Origin of the sequence: Rugamonas sp. (genome assembly GCF_025354735.1) — a bacterium.
Taxonomy (GTDB): domain Bacteria; phylum Pseudomonadota; class Gammaproteobacteria; order Burkholderiales; family Burkholderiaceae_D; genus Rugamonas.
Genome location: NZ_JANXMI010000296.1, coordinates 1 through 25,154 on the forward strand (window position 1 = coordinate 1; position 25,154 = coordinate 25,154).

General features: G+C 66.3%; 23 protein-coding genes and 2 pseudogenes. 11 read left to right on the plus strand and 14 right to left on the minus strand.

Translation table 11 applies throughout. The features are described from left to right. Positions 1 to 619, minus strand: a 619-nt coding sequence (locus Q0S71_RS24335; RefSeq protein ID WP_296001471.1) for an NmrA family NAD(P)-binding protein, incomplete at its 3' end; no start/stop codon positions are given. A 373-nt stretch (positions 620 to 992) separates the two neighbouring features. Continuing rightward, positions 993 to 1,511, minus strand: coding sequence for a spore coat U domain-containing protein (locus tag Q0S71_RS24340; protein WP_296001474.1), 519 nt, complete (start codon positions 1,509 to 1,511; stop codon positions 993 to 995). Between the two features lie 331 nt (positions 1,512 to 1,842). Between Q0S71_RS24340 and Q0S71_RS24345 the strand changes: the two genes are divergently transcribed. Together Q0S71_RS24345 and Q0S71_RS24350 are read left to right on the plus strand one after the other, a co-directional pair. Further along, entirely contained in the window at positions 1,843 to 2,034 is a 192-nt protein-coding gene (locus tag Q0S71_RS24345) for a hypothetical protein (protein WP_296001476.1), read from the plus strand. 273 nt (positions 2,035 to 2,307) lie between these two features. Next, entirely contained in the window at positions 2,308 to 2,574 is a 267-nt protein-coding gene (locus Q0S71_RS24350) for a hypothetical protein (protein WP_296001477.1), read from the plus strand. Here Q0S71_RS24350 and Q0S71_RS24355 read toward each other — a convergent pair. From Q0S71_RS24355 to Q0S71_RS24375, 5 genes are all read right to left on the minus strand, one after another. Next, entirely contained in the window at positions 2,565 to 3,950 is a 1,386-nt protein-coding gene (locus Q0S71_RS24355; RefSeq protein ID WP_296001479.1) for a copper oxidase, read from the minus strand. The two genes, Q0S71_RS24350 and Q0S71_RS24355, sit on opposite strands and share 10 nt — an antisense overlap. Continuing rightward, the gene (locus Q0S71_RS24360; RefSeq protein WP_296001481.1) at positions 3,947 to 5,353 is read right to left on the minus strand and encodes a TolC family protein; all 1,407 of its coding nucleotides are present in this window, start codon (positions 5,351 to 5,353) and stop codon (positions 3,947 to 3,949) included. The genes Q0S71_RS24355 and Q0S71_RS24360 overlap by 4 nt, the downstream gene beginning before the upstream one ends. A 108-nt stretch (positions 5,354 to 5,461) precedes the next feature. Further along, positions 5,462 to 5,905, minus strand: coding sequence for a hypothetical protein (locus tag Q0S71_RS24365; protein ID WP_296001483.1), 444 nt, complete (start codon positions 5,903 to 5,905; stop codon positions 5,462 to 5,464). A 35-nt stretch (positions 5,906 to 5,940) separates the two neighbouring features. Continuing rightward, entirely contained in the window at positions 5,941 to 6,189 is a 249-nt protein-coding gene (locus Q0S71_RS24370; protein WP_296001485.1) for a DUF6566 family protein, read from the minus strand. A gap of 156 nt (positions 6,190 to 6,345) precedes the next feature. Beyond that, positions 6,346 to 7,788 carry a M20/M25/M40 family metallo-hydrolase gene (locus Q0S71_RS24375; protein ID WP_296001487.1) on the minus strand — a complete coding sequence of 481 codons (1,443 nt, stop codon included), beginning with the start codon at positions 7,786 to 7,788 and terminating at the stop codon, positions 6,346 to 6,348. A gap of 425 nt (positions 7,789 to 8,213) precedes the next feature. Here Q0S71_RS24375 and Q0S71_RS24380 point away from each other — a divergent pair, with 425 nt between their 5' ends. Beyond that, positions 8,214 to 8,675, plus strand: coding sequence for a MarR family winged helix-turn-helix transcriptional regulator (locus Q0S71_RS24380; protein WP_296001488.1), 462 nt, complete (start codon positions 8,214 to 8,216; stop codon positions 8,673 to 8,675). 239 nt (positions 8,676 to 8,914) lie between these two features. Continuing rightward, positions 8,915 to 9,259 carry a hypothetical protein gene (locus Q0S71_RS24385; RefSeq protein ID WP_296001491.1) on the plus strand — a complete coding sequence of 115 codons (345 nt, stop codon included), beginning with the start codon at positions 8,915 to 8,917 and terminating at the stop codon, positions 9,257 to 9,259. A 265-nt stretch (positions 9,260 to 9,524) separates the two neighbouring features. On the opposite strand, the pseudogene Q0S71_RS24390 reads toward Q0S71_RS24385, so the two are convergent. From Q0S71_RS24390 to Q0S71_RS24415, 6 genes and pseudogenes are all read right to left on the minus strand, one after another. After that, a pseudogene (locus Q0S71_RS24390) lies at positions 9,525 to 9,701 on the minus strand (FAD-dependent oxidoreductase); the annotation flags it as partial. Positions 9,702 to 9,827: 126 nt separating this feature from the next. Continuing rightward, the gene (locus tag Q0S71_RS24395) at positions 9,828 to 10,721 is read right to left on the minus strand and encodes a VOC family protein (protein WP_296001493.1); all 894 of its coding nucleotides are present in this window, start codon (positions 10,719 to 10,721) and stop codon (positions 9,828 to 9,830) included. Positions 10,722 to 10,989: 268 nt separating this feature from the next. After that, positions 10,990 to 11,169 (minus strand): annotated as a pseudogene (locus Q0S71_RS24400) (NADP-dependent oxidoreductase); the annotation flags it as partial. Between the two features lie 327 nt (positions 11,170 to 11,496). Then, the gene (locus Q0S71_RS24405; protein ID WP_296001494.1) at positions 11,497 to 12,204 is read right to left on the minus strand and encodes an SDR family oxidoreductase; all 708 of its coding nucleotides are present in this window, start codon (positions 12,202 to 12,204) and stop codon (positions 11,497 to 11,499) included. A gap of 196 nt (positions 12,205 to 12,400) precedes the next feature. Further along, on the minus strand, positions 12,401 to 12,856 hold the full coding sequence (locus tag Q0S71_RS24410) for an OsmC family protein (RefSeq protein ID WP_296001496.1): 456 nt from the start codon (positions 12,854 to 12,856) through the stop codon (positions 12,401 to 12,403). A gap of 77 nt (positions 12,857 to 12,933) precedes the next feature. After that, positions 12,934 to 13,389 carry an Ohr family peroxiredoxin gene (locus tag Q0S71_RS24415; RefSeq protein WP_296001498.1) on the minus strand — a complete coding sequence of 152 codons (456 nt, stop codon included), beginning with the start codon at positions 13,387 to 13,389 and terminating at the stop codon, positions 12,934 to 12,936. A gap of 370 nt (positions 13,390 to 13,759) precedes the next feature. On the opposite strand from Q0S71_RS24415, the gene Q0S71_RS24420 reads away from it, so the two are divergent. Next, positions 13,760 to 14,290, plus strand: coding sequence for a GNAT family protein (locus Q0S71_RS24420; protein ID WP_296001500.1), 531 nt, complete (start codon positions 13,760 to 13,762; stop codon positions 14,288 to 14,290). A 146-nt stretch (positions 14,291 to 14,436) separates the two neighbouring features. Continuing rightward, a complete protein-coding gene (locus Q0S71_RS24425) occupies positions 14,437 to 14,850 on the plus strand; it encodes a glycine zipper domain-containing protein (protein ID WP_296001502.1) in 414 nt (137 codons plus the stop codon). A 61-nt stretch (positions 14,851 to 14,911) separates the two neighbouring features. Here Q0S71_RS24425 and Q0S71_RS24430 read toward each other — a convergent pair whose 3' ends face one another. Continuing rightward, positions 14,912 to 15,541 (minus strand): LysE family translocator, encoded by a 630-nt coding sequence (locus tag Q0S71_RS24430; RefSeq protein WP_296001535.1) that lies wholly within the window; start codon positions 15,539 to 15,541, stop codon positions 14,912 to 14,914. Positions 15,542 to 15,813: 272 nt separating this feature from the next. Between Q0S71_RS24430 and Q0S71_RS24435 the strand changes: the two genes are divergently transcribed. From Q0S71_RS24435 to Q0S71_RS24455, 5 genes are all read left to right on the plus strand, one after another. Then, positions 15,814 to 18,630 carry a 7TM diverse intracellular signaling domain-containing protein gene (locus Q0S71_RS24435; RefSeq protein ID WP_296001504.1) on the plus strand — a complete coding sequence of 939 codons (2,817 nt, stop codon included), beginning with the start codon at positions 15,814 to 15,816 and terminating at the stop codon, positions 18,628 to 18,630. 113 nt (positions 18,631 to 18,743) lie between these two features. Next, positions 18,744 to 19,007, plus strand: a complete 264-nt coding sequence (locus Q0S71_RS24440) for a hypothetical protein (protein ID WP_296001506.1) — start codon at positions 18,744 to 18,746, stop codon at positions 19,005 to 19,007. 226 nt (positions 19,008 to 19,233) lie between these two features. Beyond that, positions 19,234 to 19,506, plus strand: a complete 273-nt coding sequence (locus Q0S71_RS24445) for a hypothetical protein (RefSeq protein ID WP_296001508.1) — start codon at positions 19,234 to 19,236, stop codon at positions 19,504 to 19,506. 43 nt (positions 19,507 to 19,549) lie between these two features. Next, positions 19,550 to 24,094 (plus strand): DEAD/DEAH box helicase, encoded by a 4,545-nt coding sequence (locus Q0S71_RS24450; RefSeq protein WP_296001510.1) that lies wholly within the window; start codon positions 19,550 to 19,552, stop codon positions 24,092 to 24,094. A gap of 72 nt (positions 24,095 to 24,166) precedes the next feature. Beyond that, positions 24,167 to 25,153, plus strand: a complete 987-nt coding sequence (locus tag Q0S71_RS24455; RefSeq protein WP_296001512.1) for a DUF4105 domain-containing protein — start codon at positions 24,167 to 24,169, stop codon at positions 25,151 to 25,153. Position 25,154: the final 1 nt, after the last annotated feature.

The following is a 25,154-nucleotide window of genomic DNA, read 5'->3' on the forward strand; positions in this document are numbered from 1 at the left end:
CGTGGTCCATCTCGACCGGGCCGGACAGGTTGATGGTCTTGCCGATGTAGGCTTCCGGGCTCTTCAGGATGGCGGCGATGGCGCGGCCCTGGTCGGCGGCGGCGATGGGCGAGTGGCGGCCTTTGCCGACCGGCATGCGCAGCACGCCCTGTTGCAGGTAGGGCAGCTGCCAAGGATAGCCCAGCCATTCCAGGAAATAAGTCGGACGCAGGTGGACCACGTTCAGGCCCGACCAGTTGAACACTTCTTCATTGAGGAAGGTGTCGCGGCAGGAATCGCTGGTCGAATGGCGGTTGGCCGAACGCTGCGACAGGTTGACGACGGCCTGGACATTGTTTTCCTTGGCCGCCTGGGCGAAGTTGACGGTGGCGGCGAGCAGGCCCGGCGTGACCGGATAGACGAAGTAAGCGGCATCGACGCCCTGCATCGCGGCCGACAGCGAGTTCAGGTCTTGCAGGTCGCCGACGACGACTTCGGCGCCCTGGGCGGCCAGCGCGTCGGAGCGGGCGTCGATGGTGCGGACCATGGCGCGCACTTGCAGGCCCAGGGCGATCGATGCTTGAACTGCGGCGCGGCCGGTGTCGCCAGTGGCGCCAGTGATGAGAACTTTGCGGGTCATGATTTTTTCCTTTAAGTGATGGAGTGGTCCGGACGGTGCCGGGTTCAGGTTTTGCTGCGATATTTAGAGTTCATCTAACCTCTATTTATAGATTACACATGAACTCCAAAATCCGCAAGGAGATTTTTGAGAAAAATCATCACCGATGACAGGGCGTGCGGCCGGCGTGGGCGGCGCGTGGAAGATGCGAGGGGACAGACCAGGAGGGGGAGCGGCGGCGGGCGGTGGGCGGCCCGGTGCGGCAACGCCGTGCGGGGATTCGGCAGCGTTGGCAATGCAGCGAAAATCATGGGAACGGCGGCGGGACGGGATCGTCGCGGCGGCTGGCCGGGCGTAAATGGCGGCGCGCTGGCGCGCGCATCGACTCTGCGGCTTAGAAATACACGGTCGCGGTGATGGTCGATTTATAGTTATCCGGCGCCGGCGTCAGCTGGGCCGGCACCTGACCGTAGACGGTGAGTGTTTGCGCCGCGCCGCTGCCGGTGCCGCTCTGCGTATCCGTGCCCTGCGTATTGCCCCAGTTGTTGGCGCCCAGGGTCTGGAACAGATTGAACTGGACCACGCCGAGGTTGCCGCCGGTGCCGCTCATATAGCGCGTGGCGATGGTCGAACCGGTGCCGGAACCGGCGTTCAAGCCCACGTTGTACAGCGTGGTGTTGGTGCAGGTGACCGACAGCGTGGTGGTGGCCGCGACCGCGACGGCCAGCACGCCCTGCGAGGTGCCGAAGCTGAGCGGCGCGGCGGCGATGGTGCAGTCGGCGATGATTTTCATCGTCACGTCGAAGGTGGTGGTCTTGCTGCCATTGGAGTAGACGGCGGCGTCGGTGATGGAGGGCACCAGCGTGATGAGGGCGGCGGCGAGGGCGAGGTGGGGGAAGCGAATGGTCAGCATGGTTAAACTCCTTAGTCGTTAGTGGTTTTTATTGAGGGGTTATCGAGCTGCCGCGAAGCAATTATTGCCCCTGCCCAACACTTGCTCCCATTATTGTCGATCTAAAAAAGCCGTGCTTTTGCTGTAGGCGATGGCGGTTTTGCTGGCTGAGAAACCTATTAAAAAAAATCAAAAGATAGGCATATTTTGCAACAACACTTGTTTCTAAATGACAATTTCACTGCCGCAAGCGGCGAAATGTCGCCGCCCGGCAAGCTTCCCTTCGATGAATATTGAACGTCGCCGGATCGCTACTTATGGTACTTTGACGGTTCACAACTGGGAGGCAAACATGCATTTAGTCGAACGGCGCTCACGCCCCAACCGCGCGATGGCCACCATCGTCAATGCCGCGCTCGATATCCTCGCCACGCGCGGCCTCGAATCGGCCGCCGCTTTTCTGGAAGACGCCAAGGTGCCGCTGCCGGTGATCGCGCGCGTGCTGTCCGAACCGGAGCGCCGTCGCGCCGCCGACCAGCACTGAGCGCGCCGACGCCGGCGTCGCCTGCATCGGGCCGGCGCACTCCATAGCGATTTGCAATCAACGGCGACGTCAAAGCCTGCTATATTCATGACGTGGCCGTGCTCCGTGCACGCCGCCGGCAGGTGCGCCCCATCCTCGCGCACATCAAGCACGACCGCTGTCCGTCCCGCACCGCATCCCCGTGACCTTCGCCGTTGCCGCGACCGCATAGAAAGCATGCGCGCGGCCCGTTTCGCAGGGTCTGCCGATATGCACACTAGAAATAACAACCGCTTGGCGAACATCGTCGAGCAAGGCATCATCATCGATACGCTCAGCGGCGCCGTCGACGCCTGGAACTTTTTGGCGGCGCACGCGGTGCCGGAATTGACCATCGTGCGCGTGCTGCTGAAATCGGCGCAACGGCGCCCGTCCGACAATGCCTTCAGCCAGGGCCTCGGCCATGGCCTTGGCCTTGGCCAAACAGCGCCCCACGGCGCGCCCCATGCCAGCGCCGGACACGAGGCGCCCAGACCGGGACCGGACAGCGCTCACTCGTGATGCATCGCCCCGCCCCGCCTGACGTTCATCGCGTCGCCGCCCTCGGCGGGCGTGGCCGGCAGATTCGGCGCGACCGGCGCCGGCGGCAACTCCCCGGTCCACTCGTGGGCCACCGTGCCGGCCGGATGCCGATACCAGCCCGGATCGCGGTAATCGTCGCGCGCCAGTCCCTCGCGCACCTTGACCACGGTGAACATGCCGCCCATGTCGATGCGGCCGAACGGGCCCTGCCCTGACATCATCGGCAGCGTGTTTTCCGGCAGCGGCATCTGCATGCCGTCCATGGCGCCGCCCTTGTCGCCCATCACCATATATCCCGGCACCAGACGGTTGATGCGCTGCGCCACGCCGCTGTGATCGACGCCTATCATCGTCGGCACCGCGTGGCCCATGGCGTTCATGGTGTGGTGCGACTTGTGGCAGTGGAAGGACCAGTCGCCCGGCGCGTCGGCCACGAACTCGATGGCGCGCATCTGGCCGACGGCGATGTCGGTCGTCACCTCCGGCCAGCGCGCCGACGGCGGCACCCAGCCGCCATCGGTGCCCGTCACTTCGAAGCGGTGGCCGTGCAAATGAATCGGGTGGTTGGTCATGGTCAGGTTGCCGACGCGGATGCGCACGCGGTCGTCCTTGCGCACCACCATGGGGTCGATGCCGGGGAAGGCGCGGCTGTTGAAGGTCCACAGATTAAAGTCCGTCATCGTATTGACCTTCGGCGTGTAGCTGCCGGGATCGATGTCGTAGGCGTTGAGCAGGAAGACGAAATCGCGGTCGACCGCGTGCTGCGACGGCACGGCCGGGTGCGTGATCCAGAAGCCCATCATGCCCATCGCCATCTGCGCCATCTCGTCGGCGTGCGGGTGATACATATAGGTACCCGCGTTCCTGGCGACGAATTCGTAGACGAAGGTCTTGCCCGGCGCGATGCCCGGCTGCGTCAGTCCGGTCACGCCGTCCATGCCGTTGGGCAGGCGCTGGCCGTGCCAGTGTACGCTGGTGTGCTCGGGCAGCTTGTTGGTGACGAAGATGCGCACCCGGTCGCCCTCCACCACTTCAATGGTCGGCCCCGGACTCTGGCCGTTGTAGCCCCACAGATGGGCGCTCATGCCGGGCGCGATTTCGCGCAGCACCGGCTCGGCCACGAGGTGGAATTCCTTGACGTTGTCCTTCATGCGCCACGGCAGCGTCCAGCCGTTGAGCGTGACGACGGGGTGGTAGGGCCGGCCGTTGAGCGGCGCCAGCGGCGCCATGGTCGCGGCCGACGCTTGCAGCGGCGCCTCGGGCAGCGATGCCGCCGCCGCGCGGCTGACGATGCCGGCGCCGACCAGCGCGGCGCCGCTCAAGAACGATCGGCGGCTGTTGAGGGGATCACTCATTTGACTTGCTCCATGGTTTCAGGCGTGGCGGCGGCGGTGGACAGGCGTCCGCCCAGCGCCGCTTCCAGATTGGTTTGCGCGATCCAGTATTGCTTGAGCGCGACGATGTAGGCGTTGACGGCGCCGGCCTGCTCGCGGGCGTCGGCCAGCAGCTCGAAGGCGCTGAGCAGCATGCCGTTGTAGCGCAGCAGCGTCTCGTCGGAAATCTGCTTGCGCAGCGGCAGCACCGCGTCGCGGTAGTGGCGCGCCAGCTCCCAGGAGGCGCGATAGTCGGCGTGGGCGGCGCGCGCTTCGCTGCGGGCCGTGGTCGCCGTGTCGGCCAGCCGGTTGAGCGACTGCATGTACACCGCCTCGGCCCGCGCGACCCGCGCCGTGCCCCAGTCGAACAGCGGCAGCTCCAGCGTCAGCTCGTAACCGCGCGCGCCCGGCGCGCCGGCCGCGCTGTTGCTGACGGCACCCAGGTCGAGCACGTTGATGAAGCGCGAGGTGTGCGTCAGCCCCAGCGCGGCGGCCGTCTGGCGCGTGGCCAAAGTCGCGGCTTCGACGTCGAGGCGCTCGCGCAGGGCGCGCTGCTCGACTTCCTTGAGCTCGACCGGCGCGGCCGGCAAATCGAGCAGGCGCCCGGGCAGCGTGTAGCTGTCAGCGCCAGCGGCGCCGCCGCCGTCCAGGCCCATCAGGCGCGTCAGCTGCTCGCGGGTGGCGGCGGCTTGGCGGCCGGCGCGGATGACGTCGGCCGTCGCCTGCGCGGAAAACGCTTGCTCGCGCGCCAGATCGAGCGCGCTCCAGTTGCCGGCCGCCCGCATGCGCCCGGCCAGTTCCGCGCCGGCCTGGGCCGACGCCTCGACCTCGCCGGCGTAATCGACGCCCTGCGCCGCCGCCACCGCCTCGTAGTAGGCGCGGCGCGTGTCAAAGGCCAGCGCCAGCATGGCGTCGCTCACTTGCAGCCGGGTTTGCGCGTAGCGCTGGGCTTCGAGCCGGGACGCCATCGGCAGCGTCAGCGCGTCGGCCAGGTTGAAGGTGAGCGTGCGCTCGATGCCGACCGCGCCGCCGCCCTGCACGCGCTTGAAATCGAGCGCCGGATTGTGCAGCCGCCCGGCCTGCGCCAGATCGGCCTGGGCGATGCCGAGCGACCAGTAGGTCGCCTGCAGGCGGCGGTTGTTCAGCAGCGCGATCTGCACCGCGCCGTCGGCGCTCAAGGGCTGGGCCAGCATCTGCCTGACGACGGCGGCCAGGGCGCGGGCGTCGTCATCGTTGCGCAGCACGCGCGCGTCGAGGCCGAGCCGGGCGCGGCTGGCCTGACCGATGGCGTCGAAGCCGGCGTCGGGCGACGGCGAGGCGCAGCCGGCCAGCAGCCATGCCAGCGGCAGCGCGCACGCCGCCGCGAATTTTATGGAACTACTCATGTCACGGACCTCTTTGCGCGCGGGCGCGCATCAACAACGGCACATCGCAATGTGCATGAATTATGGGAGTGGTGGACCCGCTGCTGCGGGCCGGCAAGCGGCGCCGGATCAGGCGCGCGCGGCTTGGGGAGGACGTTCGGGGTGGGCCAGGTCGACGGCGGGAAGCGCGTCGGTGTAGAGCGCGATCGGGACGGACCGGCCGCCCAGCGCCGGCGGCGCCACGGTGGCGCCGGACGGAACCAGCGCCGCGCCGACGCAACAGGCGGCGCAATCGGCGCATTTGCCGTGGTCGCGGCCGTGGTCGTGTTCGCGGCCATCGCTGTGGTGCGCGGCGCCGTGGGCGGCATGGCCGCCGGTCGCGCCGCGATGGGCGGCGGCCAACATCGCCGCATGATCGTGGACCCCGGCCATCGGTGCCGCCATTGTCATCGCCGCGTCGGGCGCGGATGGCGCGGACGACGCGCACGCCATCATCGTCGCCGAGGCGTAGCCCTGAACAGGCATAGCCAGCAACATCAGCCAGACGACAAGGGATCGCAGCAGCGGAATCATGGCCGCCATGCTATCACAACGGCCGGCGACACCCGTCAGGCCAGCCGCACCAGGGGATTGGCGATGATGTTGTCGATCTGCCGCACCGCTTCTTCGCAGGCGGCGGCGATCGCGTCTTCTTCCGTGTCGCGGATGAACTGCATGGTCGCGCCCTCGAACACTTCGACGCCGTCGGCGTTGGCGCGCTCGATATCGCAGCTGGCGCTCCAGGCCTGGTCGCTGGTCGGGGCCGCGAACGGGACGATGTCCCAACCCTTGTAATGCATTTTCGATGCCGCATTCATGATGTCTTCCTCCGTCAGTTGGCCGCGACCATCGCGGCCGGTTGCCGATTTCAATCTTCGCCAGCCCCAGGCCGCAAGCCGCAATCGCGTGACTGCGACACACTAGCATGAAGCGCTACCGCCCACGCGCACGTATGCGCGCGGGCAAGTCCTACTTTACTCCGTCGGCACCGCCGAGCGCCCTATCGTCTGCTCCATGTTCGCCAGATACCAGGCCATGGACGCCATCACCGCCACGTGGCGCTTCAGGTTGACGGGGTCGACCTTGTCGAGGGTGTCGGCCGGCGTGTGGTGGTAATTGAAGTAGGCGTGGTTGTCGACCTGCGGCGCGAACACCGGCACGCCGGCGCTTTCGAGCAGGCTCAGGTCGGCCTCGCCCACTTCGTCGCGGCGCGTTAACACGCCCGCGCCCACCGGCGCCAGCGCCGCCTGCAAGGGTGCGAAGTATTTGACGACGCCGGGGGCCACGCTGGACATCACGCCCCACGGCCGGCCGCCGCCGCTATCGCTCTCGATGCCGGCGAACTGCTTGTCAAGCGCATCCTTGTTGGCCGCGAAGTAAGCCTTGCCGCCACGGGTGCCGTTTTCCTCGTTCATCCAGGCGATCATGCGGATGGTGCGGCGCGGGTGCAGATTGAGTTTTTTCAGCGTCTCGATGGCGCCCATCGCGCCGGCCACGCCGGTGCCGTCGTCGTTGGCGCCGGTGGCCAGGTCCCAGGAATCGAGGTGGCCGGAAACGATGACGATTTCGTCGGCCTTGTCCGTGCCCGGCAGGTCGGCGATGACGTTGTAGCTGTCGGCGTCGGGCAGGATCTGCGGCGTCAGCGTCAGATGCATGGAAAGCGGGCCGCGCGCGGACAGGCGCGCCACCAGCATCGCGTCTTCGGCGGTGACGGCGCCGGCCGGGATGCGGGCGCCGTCGACCAGGCCGGTCTGGCCGGTGTGCGGCAGGCGGAAGTCGGCGCCGCCGACCGAGCGCACCAGGGCGGCGGCCGCGCCCATGGCGGCGGCCGTCTTGGGACCGTTGAAGCGCAGGCTGGAGCCGCGCCCGTAAGCCTGGCCGGCCATGCCGCGGTCGGCCATTTCCTGGTCGAAGGCGGCGTCGAACAGCACGATGGCGCCCGGCACCTCGGCCGCGTGCGCTTTCAAATCGTCCACGTCATGCACCACCAGCACGCGCGCGGTCAGGCCGGCGGCCGGGGTGGCGCCGGAGCCGCCCAGCGCCGTCAGCACGACGCGCTGCGTGATGCCGGCGGGACGGCCGGCGTAGTCGACCAGCTCGGCCGTCTCCGCGCCGCGCACCCAGTGCGGCACCTTGACCGGCTGCAGCGTGACGGTCGCGCCCAGCTTGCGCATCGCCGCCGCCACCTGCTCGACCGCCGCCGCCGCGCCGGCCGAACCGGACAGGCGCGGGCCCACCAGGTCGGTCAGGTCGGACAGGCGCTCGTAGGCCCAGTCGCTGCGCATGGCGCTGTCGCGGATCTGGGCCAGCGTGGCCGGGTCGTTGGGCGCGGCCAGCGCGCCGGCGCTGACCATGCAGCCGAGCAGCACGCTCAACACGGGCTGGCGCCGCAGCGCGTTCTTGAAAACAAAGTTCATGCAGGTCCTGTACATAAGATTAAAGGGCGACCCAAACGATAGCGCAGTTACTCATTTTTGGCAGCAACTTTTGTTGGTTGCTTTGTATCGGCTGGTAACTGTAATGACCTGCATTTGAAACGGGCCCGACCAGCATTCCAGCCGATTCTCGGCCAGGAATAACTGCAACTGAAGGCCCCTTCAAACAAGCATTAGCTGCAAATGAAGCTGCATTGATCCGTGTCCTCGAAGACGCGCTCGCAGCCGCTTACAACGCATCGCGCTGCAAGTGCAGGTTCTGGTGGTCTGAGGAATGCCGGCGCGATTATCGCACCCGATTAATTCCGGCGCGCTTGACTTCTTGCGCTAGATTGTTATACTCCATCTAGAACGATCAGATCGCATACGAGTAATAATTAACCAACATTAGGAAATGGACTACAACCATGACCAACAAAGCATCCAGACCTGCTAGGCCGGGAGACCAGGCGCTCGCGGACTTTCTGTGCTTCGCCATTTATTCGGCCAATCTCACCTTCGGCAAAGCTTACAAGCCTATCTTGGAGCAGCTGGGGCTCACTTACACCCAGTACATCACCGTCATCGCGCTCTGGGAGGAAGAGAACCAGACTGTGAGCGGCTTGGGCGAGAAGCTGTTCCTGGAGTCGAACACGCTCACGCCCATCCTGAAGAAACTTGAAAGCATGGGCTATGTACACCGCCAGCGCGACATTGAGGACGAGCGCCAGGTGCGGGTACGACTGACCGAAGAAGGGCGGCGCCTGCGAGAAAAAGCCTTCGGCATGGGCCTGTTCGATGCCTGCGGATTGACGCAAGGAGAGTTTGCAACCACTCGTGAATCCATTGTCACGCTACGTAACAACCTATTCAAGTCGATACAAAAATAGCCAGAACTGCGGCATTTTCGCCGTCCTGTCCTAGTGGGGAAATTGTCAACAAGCCGTGGCATAAAAGCGCGTCTTTTCCTGCCATGCGGCGTTGCACATCCTCGCGATAGCTCGCTCTCGCTGCGGTTTGCGCCTGGCCTGGCGCAAAAATTCATCACGTTTATGGTCCACTCCCATTGCCAAGTGACCCACTAGTGCCGCGAACATTGAACGATTTTTGAAGCTATGAGGATTCAACCATGAGCAAAATTCAAACAATCCTGGCCACAGGCAAGACCCTCACGACCGCAAGCGCCGCCGGCGGCATTTCGCGCACCGCGGCAGCGAATGTCATGACTACCAATCCATCCAAGTACTATCCGATAGGCTGCGGGTTTCACGACCTGCTTGAGACGCACGCGACTGCGCGCGAGCTGGCGCAGATACGCTTTCGCGATGGAGAGGGCGCGGTACAGCTTCGCAGCGCGGTCATTATCGATGTGTTCGCCCGAGAAGGCGCTGAGTACCTCGCAATGAGCACGGGCGAGACGTTGCGCCTCGATCAACTCATTGAAGTCGACGACGCCAAGTTGGCCGATTACTGAATCGCCGCTAACGCGACCGACTTCCAGGCAACGGGGGCGAGTCTCCAACACTCGAGGCAAGGATGGTTGCGCGATGCCAGTGGTGGGCGCCAATCTCGTCATGACTAATTCCTTGGCCCCACCGCACGGCTGGGGGGTCGTATAAAGCACACCTGCATTCATCACGTCGAGGATGCCATGGATTGCCTCGTCGCCGCCGCTCCCCAAGGTGGCGGCGCCGAGGATCTTTCGAATCTCCGATCGGCGCCGCGCCGTGCGAGGTGGGCGCATAGGCGCTGGCGACCAGCGTCCTGGTCGGCATGCAGCCGGTGTTCACGCAAGTTCCCTCGAACAGCTTGCGCTCGACGAGCGCGACGGCCATTCCGGCATCGGTCAACCGGCCTGCAAGAGATGGACCGACCTGCCCGGCGCCTATGATGATTGCGTCAAAGTCAGGAATCATGGATGTCCTCCCGTTCTCAGGCGTCCACATAGCATAGGCCGGTCCAAGACCTTGGCTGATCACAACCATCGCGACGGCGAGATTTCGACCACCGCGATGGCGACAGCGATCGTCAGGACCGCCAGCTCACAACGGCAGATCCTTGCCCCCCTGCTCTCGGACTATGTACTCGGCGTACCAGTCCGGCCAGTTCTCATCGTGCGTGCCCCCGGTCCGCTTCTCGTGCTCGCCGTGCGCGGCCGCCGCCCGCCGTAGCGCGGCCGCGAGTTCCGCCGGCGAGATGAATGTCGTGGCGCCTGCGTTCACCCGTCCGGGCGCTCGATGCGTGAGCTCCTGAAACAGCCAGCCATTGCCGTCCGGATCGCTGAACGAGGCGTACGAGCGGTAGCTGCCACGCTCGGGATCCGGACCGCTAATCCGGATCCGCCCGAACAGGTAGGGCTCGTCCCTGCCCACATACACGCTGCCGGCATGGTGGAATATCTCGCTAATCTCGACGCCGCGACCGAGCAGCTCGTTGCGGGCGGCCTCAATGTCGGAGACGATCAGGTACAGCCCCTGTGCCGAGCCAGGTGTTGCCGCGGTGACGTTCTTGCCGAAGATGACCGAGCACACGGAGCCAGGCGGCGTGAACTGGATCACGCGAAAGTCGTCGGCGGAGGCGAAATCGGCGTCGAGCCGCCAACCCAATTCGCCGTAAAAGCGTTTGGCGCGATCGACGTCCGAAACCGGGATGACGACGACCTCGAACTTCATATTCACGCTCTGCGCGTTCGGGGGCTCGACTGCGGGTTCGCTGCCTTCCAGAGTGCTGCCCATGTGAACCTCCGATTGTTTGGGCCGCAGCGCGGCGGTAGGGTGTGCGTCGACTGCGGTCAACACAAGTGCGTTCTCGGCGATGGTGCCGGGCGCGCTCATGTTGATGTCCAGCTTGGCTTCGGGGTGGGGCAAAATGCCGCCAGGCTCGGTCGAGATGGTGTGGGTTTTTCCGGTGGACAATAGTTTTTGAATCTTGCTCATGAATGACTCCGTAAAAGTGGGAAATTAACTATTTACATCGCATTCGCCTAAATCGCATGCGATACCAATCGTATTAGGCGAGGAACCAGGGCATGTCAAACGGCTTTTTTTGTGGTGGCCGGTGGATACATCCTCGTGCGTTCATGATGCCGAACTGGCCGCCGCCAGCGACGTCACACGGCTAGATTGCCAATGCAACGAGTTTAGGCATTACACAGGTCGAGGTGTTCCGAGACGATGAAACCGCGCAGCGTTATCATGGTTTCATTAGCGCTTGCGCCGCCGCATAGCTCTTTGCGTCGCTCATGCGGCCGCGTATGGGCGGGTCGAGCGAAAGGTAGTGGTTGCGGACCAGAACCTGCCCATCGGCGATGACGGGCAGGTTGACCGACTCGAGCCGGAAATTGCCGTCTTCCACTTCCCCAGCCGGCCGCGAAGCCAGCACAATACGTTGATAGCTTCCCTTTGCTTCTCCTCCGGCGGCGGACTCGCACGACCGGGCCTGTCAGGTCCTCGTCGACGCCGAACTGCCCAGAGGCGCCTCGGCAGCCATCTTTTCTTATCCTGGCGCAGCGAACATGCGCGCACTCCGCTTCGACGCGTTGTTAACTCGAAACGAGGATTTCCGCGAATATTTGCAGGTGGCACAGGCATCCCAGCGACCGGGGTCAAAACCGGTGGCATTGTGTGGCATCTTCGTTCCGGGTTTTCCGCATGCTGTCATCGGAAAACCTGGGTTTTCGTTCAAGCGCCATGATAGCAATCCAGCCGCCGCTCAGCGCTGTAGCGGAGCCAGATAGATGCCCGGCTCATCCGACAGGCCGCGCTTGACCTTGCGCGTGATGTCGTCGGCCAGCACTTCCTTGGCGCCCGCTTGCACGCCGTCGAGGATCTGGGCCGCCACGTCTTGCGGGCTGACCTTGGCGGCGTCGATGTCCTTCGTCAGGTCGGTGTCAATGAAGCCGACGTGCACGCCGACCAGCTGCGTGCCCTGGGCGCTCAAGTCGTTGCGCAGGCCGTTGGTCAGGCTCCAGGCGGCCGCCTTCGACATGGCGTACGGACCCATCAGGCCGGAGTTGGTCCAGCTGGCGATCGACAGCACGTTGACGATGGCGCCACCGCCGTTCTTGCCGAGCACGGGCGCGAAGGCCTTGGCCGAGCGCAGCGGGCCGTACACATTGGCTTCGAAGATTTCCCGCGTCACCTCGATGCTGTCGTCGGCCAGGAAGCCGACCGGCCTGGCGATGCCGGCGTTGTTGATCAGCAGCGTCGTGTCCCCGCACTGTGCGGCCGCCGCCGCGATGTCGTCCGGGTTCGTGACGTCGAACTTGACCGGAATGATGCCGGGCAGAGCCATGCTGTTGACGTCGCGCACGCCGGCGTAAATCTTGGCGGCCCCGCGCGCCTGCAATTGCTTGACCAATTCCAGGCCGAGGCCGCGATTGGCGCCGGTGACGAAGGCGACTGAGTTCTTGATGTCCATGTTGCGTACTTTCAATCTGTAATGTGGTCAAAAAATCTAATTTAATATTAGTACATGTCGGCCGACAGCGCTTTCGGCGCGGCCACCTTGCGCATCAACGACACCATCGTCGTAGTGTGTTCCGATACATTGATGTATTCAGCCGTTATGTGTCACGCATGCGCATCAGCACATGCGTGACACATCACCTAAAACATCAAGCAGTAACGGCCTTCAAGACAACGTCGATATTGCCGCGCGTTGACTTGGAATACGGGCACATCTGGTCGACGGCATGCAGGAGATCGTCGGCGACTTTCTGGTCGATGCCCGGCGCGAGCAGGGTGATGCGGGCCTGGAGGAAGAACTCGCTGCCGGTGATGCCCATATCGACTTCGACGCCGACGGCCGTTTCGGGCGGCAGCACCAGTTTCTTCGACTTGGCCACCACGCCCGTGATGGCCATGAGGCAGCCCGACCATGCGCCGGCGAACATTTTTTCCGCCGTAGGGTGGGCGTCAACGGCGTTCAGCGTGAGTGCGTCTGCGGCGCCGGTGCCGGGTGCGCTCATATTGATGTTCAGCTTGGCTTCGGGGCTGCGCGCAATGCCGCCCGGCACAGCCGAGGTGGTGTGGGTTTTGCCGGTGGAGAATACGTTTTGAATCTTGCTCATGAATGACTCCTTGCGAGTGGGGAATTGATTTTCAAATCTTATGCGATGTCATCTCATGCGATATATAATATAAAACATTAAGCCGTAACGGCCTGCACGAGAACGTCGATATTGCCCCGTGTTGCCTTCGAATACGGGCAAATCTGGTCGGCGCCATGGGCGAGCGCGTCGGCCACTTTCTGGTCGATACCGGGCACGATCAGCTTGATGCGGGCTTGCAGGAACAGATCATTGCCCGTGTTGCCCATATCGACTTCGATGTCGACGGCAGTATCGGGCGGCAGCGTCACTTTCTGCTCCTTGGCCACCAGGTTGACGGCGGCGATGTAGCAAGCGGACCAGGCGCCGGCGAACATTTTTTCCGCCGTCGGGTGCAGAGTGACTGCCGTCACGGCGAGTGGCTGCGCGGCGCCGTTGCCAACCGAAGTCATGTTGAAGTTCAGATTTGCGTCGTGGCTGTGCAAAATGCCGCCAGGCTCGGTCGAGGTGGTGTGGGTTTTTCCGGTGGACAATACTTTTTGAATCTTGCTCATGAATGACTCCGTGTAAGTGGGAATTAACTATTTACATCGCATTCGTTTATATCGTATGCGATTGATAGCATATTAGGTGACGAGCCAAGGCATGTCAAGCGGTTTTTTGTGGTGGCCTGTGGATCCATCCTGGGGTTGCAAGAGCGTGTTCACGAGTCTGGCGGAGACGGTGAGAGTTTCCACCATTTCTATAAGTCATTGATAATGCTAGCTTTACCCTATCGCGGTGTAGTTCTGGGGTAGCACATCTGGGGCAACAGCAAAAGGGCCAAAACGATAATTCCAAGCATGCCGCGCAGCGCCGCGCGCGGATTGATTCGGCCCCGCCCATGCATTACCATGACGGTTCCGATTCCGACCGAAAGCCGCCATGCTCAAGGGTTCCCTGTGCTCCGTCCGCCACGTGCTGACGGCCGATCTGAGCGCCTTCATCGCGCTGGTCAACGACCTGCCCTCGCGCGGCGCGTATTTTTCCACGCAGTTCAAGTCGCCCGAAACGATGCGCAAGGAATTCATGCTCAACGGCTTCGTCACCGAGGACAGCGAACTGTTCGTCATCGAAGACAGCCGCCACCACGTGATCGGCGTCATCAGCCACTTCAAGAGCCGCACCCCGGTCTCGCGCGAAATCGGCTACCGCCTGTTCGACCCATCCCTGGCCGGCCGTGGCTACACCACCGAGGCGACCCGGCTGCTGGTCGACTATCTGTTCCAGACCCAGCAATATCACCGGCTCGAACTGCTGACGGCGCCGGACAACGCGGCGTCCGTGCGCATCGCGCAAAAATGCGGCTTCAGCGCGGAAGGCGTGCTGCGCCAGGCTTTTTTCCTGCACGGGCGCTATTGCGACGTCGCGCTCTACAGCCTGCTGCGCCCGGAATGGGAGCGCCGCAGGGCTTGACGGCAGTTGTTACCAAGCTGTTACAGCGGCGCTCGAGTGTAAGCAGGTGTATAAGACGTGGAGATTATTCCTGGGGAAGATATAGTGAAGTCATACAACGGCTTCACGGATCATCCCGATCGTGGCCGGTGCAAGGGGAACAAGCCATGTTGAACAAAACTTTGTTGGGTGTTGTGACATTGGCCGCTGCAGCGATCTCTTCGACGGCAATGGCTGATGACCGCGGTTTGAATACCGCAGCGGGTGCAGTCGTTGGTGCGGCCATCGGCTCGCACAACGGCCGCAACGGCGCGCTGGTCGGCGGACTGGTCGGCGCGGCCATCGGTAACAGCATCAGCACCGGCGATCGCTACTACGGCGGCCGCGAGCGCGTGTATGTGTCCGGTCCCGACTACTATGCGCCGGCGCCGGTCTACTACGCTCCGCCGCCACGCTACTACGCGCCGCCGGTCGTGTATGTTGAACCGGGCCGTGGCTACTACCGCCACGAGTACCGCGATGCGCGCTACTACGGCGGCCACTACGACCACTACGATCATTACGATCACTACCGCCGCTAATCCAGCGCGGTAAAAGCAAAGCCCGGTTCGCCATCGAACCGGGCTTTTTTTTCGTGGCCGATCAGCGTGCCACGATCAGCCGCAAGCCCAGGCCGACGAACACGGTGCCGGCCACGCGGTCCAGCCACATGCCGGCGCCCGGGTGGCCGTTGATCCACTTGCCGACCGCGCCGGAAAAATAGCCGAGCAGCCCGAACAGCACGCAGGCCTGGGCCGTGAAGACCAGCCCCAGCTGCGCGGTCTGCCAGCTGACCGCGCCGCGCGCCGGCAGCACGAACTGCGGCAGGAACGACAGGAAGAACAGCACCACCTTGGGATTGATCGCATTGGCGAACCAGCCCTTGGCGAACAGCCGCGCCAGCGACTCTTGGACGGCCGCGCCGCCATCGACGCGGGCGCCGCCCCGGCTGCGCAGCGCGCCCACGCCCAGCCAGATCAGATACAGGCCCCCAGCGACCTTCAGCGCCGAAAACGCCAGCGGCGACGCCTTGATGAGCGCGCTCACGCCCAGCGTCGCCAGCACCGTGTGGCTCAAGCAGCCCAGCGCGCAGCCGAGGCCGAACACCATGCCCTGGCGCCGCCCGCGCGACATGCCCACGCCCAGCACCATCAAATTGTCCGGCCCCGGCGAGGCGGTGATGAGCACGGCGGCCGCGAGGAAACCGAAGCATTGTTCTGGTGTGATGAGCATCATGGACCCGCAAAAAAGGAATCCGCCATCATACTCGCGCCGGCGCGCCACGGCCAGATCGCCGCCGCGTGCGCCGGGACGAGGAAAATCGGCCCGGCGCGACTTTTCCGGCGCGTTGTCGATTAAAATACATCATTGCAAAATTACAATAGCAGCGCCGCCACCGTGTGCCGGTCAGCAATCGCGACATGATATTGACGCATTCGATATTCTCCAGCTGTGATGCGGCGCCGCGGCGCGGCGGGCGGCCGCCGTCATGGTCGCCGTCCTTATTGCTGTTGCTGATATGGGCGCTGTTGGCGCTGGCGCCGCCGCTGATGGCCGCGCCGCTGCCGCTGGACGGCGCACAGCGCGTCGACCTGGGCCGCAACGCCGTGCTGTACCGGTCCGGCGGCGAAGTCTTACCGGCCGACGCCGCCGCCCTGCCCGGATTGCTGGCGCAGCTGACGCCGGCGGCCAGGGTCGACCTGCTGGGCGGCGGCTACTGGCTGTACGCCGAGCTGCGCAACGACACCCGGCTGGCCGCCTGGGTCATCGCCCCCACCGACACGCTGATCGACCAGGTCGACATCGCGGTCTACAGTCCCGACGGCGAGGTCCGCCGGCTCCAGACCGGCTACCGCCAGCCCCACGAATACATGCTGCACTACGGCAAGGACATCACCCTCCAGCCCGGCGTGAACTACCAGCTGCTGATCCACTTTTCCAGTCCCTACTATGCGCACCAGCCGGTGTTCGCCCTCATTCCGCAAGCGCAATACCGGCGCCTGGTGGCGCGTGAAAACGTCCTCGTCATCGGCTCCATCGGCGCGCTGGCGGCGCTGGCGCTGTTCAATTTCTTCATTTATTCCTACACGCGCGACCGCTCCTCGCTGTACTACGCGCTGTACGTGCTGTGCTACGCCGTGGCCTGGGGCATCAGCTTCGGGCTGGCCGCCGACCTGGCCGACTGGCACGAGCTGCACTGGCATTACGTGCCCTTCTTCCTGCTGCCGGTGTTCAGTACCCTGTTCTACACCAACTTCCTGCGCCTGAGCACGCACGCGCCGCGCCTGTACGCGCTGTCGCGCATCAACCTGGTGCTGCCGCTGGTGCTGCTGCCGAGCTGCTTCTTCCTCCTCGGCTACGCCCACACGCTGGCCACCATCGCCATCGCGCTGTGGATGCCGCTGGCCCTGCTCAGCGGCATCGTCGTCTGGAGGGGCGGCTACCAGCCGGCGCGCTACTTCGTGCTCGGCTTTTGCGCGCTGATGCTGCCCGGCTTCGTGATCTTGCCGGCCAACGTGGGCCTGATCCCGGCGCTGGTCGACAATTCACAACTGCTCACGCTGCTCGGCGGCACGCTAGACGGCATCTTGCTGGCCTTCGCCCTGGCCGACCGGATCCGCCTGCTGCGCGACCACCTCGAACAGCGGGTCCAGGAACGCACCGTCGAGCTGACCCAGGCCAAGGAACACGCCGAGGTCGTCAGCCGCCACCGCATCGATTTCCTGTCGGCCATGAGCCACGACATCCGCACCCCGCTGGCCGGCGTCATCGGCATGCTCAAGTTCGCGCTGCGCGACCAGGCCATCGGCAGCCGCACCGGCGAGTATTTGCGCATCGGCCTGCAAAACAGTGAAGCGCTGCTGGCCATCCTCAACGACATCCTCGATTTTTCCAAGATCGACGCCGGCCGCCTGCTGATCGAGAGCGTGGACTTCGACCTGGTGGCGCTGATCGACGACGCAGTCGGCATCCTGCAAGCCCAGGCCGACGCCAAGAGCCTGCTGCTGCGCTACGAACTGGCGCTGGACTTGCCGCGCTATGTGCGGGGCGACCCGACGCGGCTGCGGCAAATCCTGCTCAAACTGCTCGGCAACGCCATCAAGTTCACCGACCGCGGCGAAGTCAAGCTCGCCGCCACGGCCGCGCCGGGCGGCGGCGGCGGCGTCGCCATCCGCTTCGACGTCAGCGACACCGGCCCCGGCATCGCGGCCGCCACGCTGCCGCGCCTGTTCCAGAAATTCGAGCAGGCCGACCATTCGACGACGCGGCGCTACGGCGGCACCGGCCTGGGCCTGGCAATCTGCAAGGAACTGGTCGAGCTGATGGGTGGCGCCATCGGCGCCGAAAGCCGCATCGGCGTCGGCTCCGTGTTCAGCGTGACGCTGCCGCTGGCGCTGGGCGCGGCGCCGGCGCCGGACGCGCTGGCCGCGCCGCGCCGGGACCGGCACCGCTACCGCCTGCGCGTGCTGTGCGCCGAGGACGTGCGCACCAACCAGATCATCGTCGGCACGCTGATCGAAAACATGGGCCACGATATCCACATCGTCGAAAACGGCTTGCAGGCGCTGCACGCGCTGTCGACCGCCGCCTACGACCTGGTTCTGATGGACGGCCGCATGCCGATGATGGACGGCGAACAGGCCGCGCGCCTGATCCGCAACGGCGGCAACGAAGACTACCGCGTGCTCGACCCGGCCATCCCCATCATCGCGCTGACGGCCAACGCCAGCGACCACGACCGCGCGCGCTACCTGGCCGGCGGCATGGACGGCTTCCTCAGCAAGCCGGTCGACGAACGCAAGCTGTACGACCAGATCGAAAAGACCATCGCCCAGCACCTCAGCCGCGGCCACCCGCTGCGCCCGGCCGACGCGCACGCCGATGCCGACGAAACCGCGCTGTCCGCGCAGTTCGGCGTCGCCGCGCCGCTGCCGGCCAGCGGCCGCCCGCCCCAGACGCCGTCGGCGATCCACATCATGCCGCTGGCCGGGCTGTCGCACAAACACATGCAGCGCATCACCCTCGCCTTCCTCGACGAGGCGCCGCGCCGGCTGGCACTGGCGCGCGACGCCGTCCAGGCCGGCAATCCGGGCGCCGCCTCGGCCGCCTTCCACGCGCTCAAGGGCAGCGCCGGCTACCTCAGCTCCTCGCGGCTGCACACGCTGTGCCACGAAATGGAAGCGCTGTCGGCGGCCGGCGACCTCGACGTCGTCATCGCCGGCCTGCCCGAAGTGGCCGCCGCGCTGGACCAGGCCTGCGCCGACCTGCGCGCCGTCGCCGCCGGCGCCCCGGCCGACGACGCGCTGGCCGAGCTGAGATAGCCGCGCCCCGTGCTATGCTGGTGGCCGCCACGGTGGCGCCACGCCACCGTGCCGTCAACAAATCAAGCCTATCGAGTCAGCGGCGCCTCGCGCATCCGGGGCAGGAGTCCATCATGAGCAAACGTATTCCAGCAGTGCTGATGGCGCTGCTTCTGTTCAACAACGGCGCCTACGCGGCCGGCTGCCTGAAAGGCGCGGCCGTCGGCGGCGTCGCCGGCCACGTGGCCGGACACCATGCCGTCGTCGGCGCCGTCGGCGGCTGCCTGGTGGGGCGCCACCTGGCCAAAAAAGACGCCGAACAAAAGAAAGCGGCCGCCGACGCCGCCGCCCAGGCGAAAAAAGCGCCGCCCGCTCCGGCTCCGGTCCCCAGCCGCTAAGCCGCTGAGCGACCAACCGCCAAACCCCACGGCAACATTTTTCAATACAGCAAGTCCGCCAGCCCCCGACGCGCTCCCAAGTGTATTCCGATGGGGGTAGGAAAATTCCTATTCTCACCAAAAGCGTTGCGTTTCGGCTGGTTGGTCTTGATGAGACCACTTTGCTAGGAGACACTATCGATACACAACCTTGAGTGGTCCAGGCACCGCTGAACTGGGGGACGAATTGGTACTTCTATCAAAAATCGACGGCCAGCTGCGCAAGTGGTGTTGGTGGCAGGGGCGCTGCCGACGCCGCGACGTGCTGGCCGCGCAGAAAATCAATGTCGGCATCGTCTTCCACAATATGCTCAGCGCCGAGGAAGCGAACCACTACATGGCCAAAAACGGCATCCCCGAGGCGGTCGCCACGCGCGTGCTGGACCACGCCCGGCACCGCCGCAAGAACGATGTGCATCCGCGCCTGGTCGACCAGCCGCACGGCGACAACGGCGGCTGACGGCGGCCTTGCCTGCCGCCCGGCCGCCCCCATCTGAGTGGGCATGACCAGACCACCTGCCGCCGATCCGCTCTGGCGCGACTTCGATCCCGCCGTCGCCGCCTGGTTCCGCGCCACCTTCCCGGCCGCGACCGAGGCGCAGCGGCGCGCCTGGCCGCTGATCCAGAGCGGCCGCACGACGCTGGTGGCCGCGCCGACCGGCTCCGGCAAGACGCTGACCGCCTTCCTCGCCGCCATCGACGCGCTGGTGCGCGACAGCGCCGGCGCGCCGCTGCCCGATGAAACGCGGGTGCTCTACATCTCGCCGCTCAAGGCCCTGTCCAACGACATCCGCCTGAACCTGGAAGCGCCGCTCGACGGCATCAGCCGCCAACTGGCCGCCATGGGCCGGCCCGACCACGGCATCCGCAGCGCCGTGCGCACCGGCGACACCACCACGGCCGAACGCAACGCCATGCGCCAGCGCGCGCCGCACATCCTCGTCACCACGCCCGAATCGCTGTACGTGCTGCTCGGCTCCGACAGCGGCCGCGCCATGCTGGCGACGGTGCGCACCGTCATCGTCGACGAAATCCACGCCGTCGCCGCCAGCAAGCGTGGCAGCCACCTGGCCCTGAGTCTGGAGCGCCTGTCCACGCTGTGCGCGCGGCCGCCGCTGCGGGTCGGCCTGTCGGCCACGCAGAAACCCATATCGGCCATGGCGCGCTTCCTGGCCGGCAGCGCCGATGGCGGCGGCGGGGAAAATGCGTGCGCCATCGTCGATGTCGGCCACGTGCGCGCGCGCGACCTGGCGCTGGAACTGCCGCCGGTGCCGCTCGAAGCCATCATGCCCAATGAAGTGTGGGAGCGCGTCTACGACCGCATGGCGGAACTGGCGGTCCAGCACCGCACCACGCTGGTCTTCGTCAACACGCGGCGCATGGCCGAACGCGCCGCCCGCCACCTGGCCGAGCGCCTCGGCGCGGACGCCGTCGCCGCCCACCACGGCAGCCTGGCCAAGGAATACCGGCTCGCCGCCGAACAGCGCCTCAAGCGCGGCGAACTGCGCGTGCTCGTCGCCACCGCCTCGCTGGAACTGGGCATCGACATCGGCGACGTCGACCTGGTCTGCCAGGTCGGCTCGCCGCGCAATATCGCCGCCCTGCTGCAACGGGTCGGCCGCTCCGGCCACCAGGTCGGCGGCCTGCCCAAGGGACGGCTGTTCCCGACCTCGCGCGACGACTTGATCGAATGCGCCGCGCTGCTCGACTGCGTGCGCCGCGACGAACTCGACGCCCTGCGCATCCCGGCCGCGCCGCTCGACGTGCTGGCGCAGCAGATCGTCGCCGAAGTGGCGGCCCGCGAATGGGGCGAGGACGCGCTGTTCGACCTGCTGCGCCGGGCCGAACCCTACGCGGCGCTCGAACGGACGCAGTACGACGCCGTGCTGCGCATGCTCGCCGACGGCTACGCCACGCGCCTCGGCGTGCGCGGCGCCTACCTGCACCGCGACACGGTGGCCGGCACGCTGCGCGGCCGGCGCGGCGGCAAGCTGACCGCCGTCACCTCCGGCGGCACCATCCCCGACAACGCCGACTACGCCGTGCTGCTCGAGCCGCAGGGACTGGCCATCGGCACCGTGCACGAGGACTTCGCCGTCGAAAGCCTGGCCGGCGACATTTTCCAGCTCGGGAACGCGTCCTACCGCATCCTGCGCGTCGAAGCGGGCAAGGTGCGCGTCGACGACGCCCACGGCGCCGCGCCGACCATCCCGTTCTGGCTGGGCGAAGCGCCGGGCCGCAGCGACGAATTGTCGGCCGGCGTGGCGCGGCTGCGCGGCGAGATCGACCGCCTGCTGGCGGCCGACGGCGCCGACGAAGTTAATGACGGGGATGACGATGCCACCGGCGCCCCGGTCCACGGCGGCGCGGCGGCGATCGAGCGCGCGATAGCCTGGCTGGTGTCGCAGGTCGGCCTGGACGAGGAAGCGGCGCGCCAGATCGTCGACTACCTGGCGCGGGCGCGGGCCGCGCTCGGCGCGCTGCCGACGCAGGACTGCCTGGTGATGGAACGCTTCTTCGACGAATCGGGCGGCACCCAGCTGGTGATCCACTCGCCGTTCGGCAGCCGCATCAACCGCGCCTGGGGACTGGCGCTGCGCAAGCGCTTCTGCCGCACCTTCAACTTCGAGCTGCAGGGCGCCGCCACCGAAGACGCGATCATCCTGTCGCTGTCGACCAGCCACAGTTTTCCGCTCGACGAAGTGTGGCGCTACCTGCGCCCGGCCAGCGCCGAACACCTGCTGATCCAGGCGCTGCTCGACGCGCCGCTGTTCAACGTCCGCTGGCGCTGGATCGCCACCACCGCGCTGGCCCTGCCGCGCTACGCCGGCGGCCGCAAGGTCGCGCCGCAGATCCAGCGCATGAAAAGCGACGACCTGCTCGCCGCCGTCTTCCCCGACCAGGCGGCGTGCCTGGAAAACATCGTCGGCGAACGCGAAGTGCCGCGCCACCCGCTGGTCGACCAGGCCATCGACGACTGCCTGCACGAAGCGATGGACAGCGAAGGCTGGCTCGCGCTGCTGCGCCGCATCGAGAACGGCGGCATACGGCTGCTGGCGCGCGACCTGCCCGCGCCGTCGGCGCTGGCGGCCGAGGTGCTCACCTCGAATCCCTACACCTTCCTCGACGACGCCCCCATCGAGGAGCGCCGCACGCAGGCGGTCATCAACCGGCGCTGGAGCGATCCCGCGTCGACCGACGACCTGGGCGCGCTCGACGCCGGCGCCATCGCCAGCGTCGCCGAGGAAGCCTGGCCGCAGGTGCGCAACGGCGACGAGATGCACGAGGCGCTGGTGTCGCTGGCCTGCGTCACGTCCGACGAAGCGGCGGCCCACGAAGGCTGGCCGGCGTGGCTGGCCGCGCTGGCCGCCGGCGGCCGCGCCACGCGGCTGCGCGGCACCGGCGCCGGCGCCGATTTCTGGGTCGCGCTGGAACGCCACGCCTGCGTGCGGGCCGCCTACCCGCAAGCCGTCGCCACGCCCGCGCTGACGATCCCCGAACGCTGCCACGACCACGGCAACGGCAGCGGCGACGAGGACTGGACGCGCGACGCCGCGCTGGTTGAAATCGTGCGCGCGCGCCTGACCGGCTTCGGCCCGCAGCCGCTGGCCGTCATCGCCGCCACGCTGGGCCTGAGCGCCAGCACCACCACCATCGCGCTGACCCAGCTCGAAAGCGAAGGCTATGTCATGCGCGGCCGCTTCACGCCCGGCGTCGCGGCCGAGGAATGGTGCGAACGCCACCTGCTCGCCCGCATCCACCGCTACACCATCAAACGGCTGCGGCGCGAAATCGAACCGGTCGAACGCCAGGACTTCATGCGCTTCCTGTTCGACTGGCAGCACCTGTCGCCGGACACGCAACTCGAAGGCCGCGACGCGCTGCCGCAGATCCTGGCGCAGCTCGAAGGCTACGAAGCGGCCGCCGGCGCGTGGGAAAGCGACCTGCTGGCGCTGCGGCTGGACGACTATTCGACGCTGTGGCTGGACGAATTATGCCGCGCCGGGAAGCTGGTCTGGACCCGCATCGGCGCGCCGCCGTCGGCCGCCGGCGGTCCGGTGCGCGGCACGCCCATCGTGCTGCTGCCGCGACGCCAGCTGGGCCAGTGGCGCGCGCTGCCCGCCGCCGCCGGACAAATCGAGATCTCCGCGCGCGCCATGCGTGTGCTCGAAGCGCTGCGGCGCGACGGCGCCCTCTTCTTCGACGAACTGCAACACGAGGCACATCTGCTGCCGGTGGAACTGGAAAACGCGCTCGGCGAACTGGTGGCGACAGGCCTGGTCAACGCCGACAGCTTCGCCGGCCTGCGCGCCATGCTGCTGCCGGCGGCCAAGCGCGCCGGCAAGGACAAGCGGCGGCGCCACGGCGGCGCGCCGTCGATGGAGGAAGCCGGCCGCTGGGCGTTGATACGGCGCGCCGACGGCGACAACGTCGTCGCCAAAGTCATTGAGTACACAAGTATCGCCGATGCCGGAAAGGGTGGCGACGATGGCGGCGGCGAGGTTCAAGACCCGGCGGCGCGCGCCATCAAGCCCGCCGCGCCGCCGGCGGCCGTGCGCAAGCCGCGCACCGATCCCGAAACGCTGGAACACATCGCCATGACGCTGCTGCGCCGCTACGGTGTGATGTTCTGGCGCCTGCTCGAACGCGAAGCGGCGTGGCTGCCATCGTGGCGCGAACTGCTGCCGGTCTACCACCGGCTCGAAGCGCGCGGCGACATCCGTGGCGGCCGTTTCGTCGCCGGCCTGTCGGGCGAACAGTTCGCGCTGCCCGAAGCGATCCCGCTGCTGCGCGAGGTGCGGCGCCGCGCCCACGACGGCAGCTTCGTCTGCGTCTCCGGCATCGACCCGCTGAACCTGAGCGGCACCCTGCTCCCCGGCGACAAAGTCCCGGCGCTGGCCGGCAACCGCCTGCTGTACCGCGACGGCGCGCCCGTCGCCACCATCGTCGCCGGAAAAATCAACTACCTGCCGCCGCCCGAAATGCAGGATGGAGCGGATGCACCAGACCGCGAGACGATGCGCGGTCATCTGGTCGGCCGCCGATAGCCAGGCGCGCGGCGGCGTGTCAAATCGCCAGGCCGACGCTGCGGCCCGGCACTATAGCCCTATAATCGCCGCATGAAAAAAACTACCGTCTATACCGTTTTCAAGGCGCTCGCCTCCCTGCTTTTGCTGCTGATGACGGCGTGGGGCGGCTTCGCGCTGTGGTATCACGTGGCCGGCGGCGCGGCGGTGCGGGAAGAAGTCGTGCTGTTGTGGGCCGCCCTCGGCATCGCCACGCTGGCGCTGTGGTGGCGCCGGCGCAGCGCGCGCGTGCTGCTGCCATGGCTGACGGCGATGGCGATTATGATGGCCTGGTGGAGCATGATCGCGCCGGGCTCGAACTTGATCTGGTCCGACGATGTCGCCCGCGAGATCAACAGCCGCGTCGACGGCAGCGTCGTCACGCTCGACAACGTGCGCAACTTCGACTGGCGCAGCGACACCGACTACACGCCGCGCTGGGAAACCCGCAGCTACGACCTGGACCAGCTGCGCGCCATCGACGTCGCGATGTCGTACTGGATGGGACCAGCGGTGGCGCACACGCTGGTGTCGTTCGCCTTTGCCGACGGCCGCCACCTGACCTTCTCGATCGAGATCCGCAAGCAGCGCGGCGAAAGCTTCTCCGCCGTCGCCGGCTTCTTCAAGCACTTCCAGATGGTGCTGGTCGCCGCCGACGAACGCGACATCCTGCGCGTGCGCACCAACGCGCGCGGCGAGGACATGTATCTGTACCGCGTGAAAATGCCGGCGGCCGACATGCGCTCGCTGTTCCTGTCCTACCTGGGCGAGGCGGACCAGCTGAAGCGCCAACCGCGCTACTACAACACGCTGACGGCCAACTGCACCACCGTCGTCTTCGAGATGGTGCGCCGCATCGATCCCGGCCTGCCGCTGGACTGGCGTTTGCTGGCGTCGGGCTATCTGGACCGCTACCTGTACGACATCGGCGCGCTGGCCGGCAGCGGTGACTTCGCCGCCCGCAAACAGGCCGCCCACATCACGGCGCGCGCCATCGCCGCCGGCACGGCCGACGATTTTTCAGAGCGCATCCGGCGCTGAC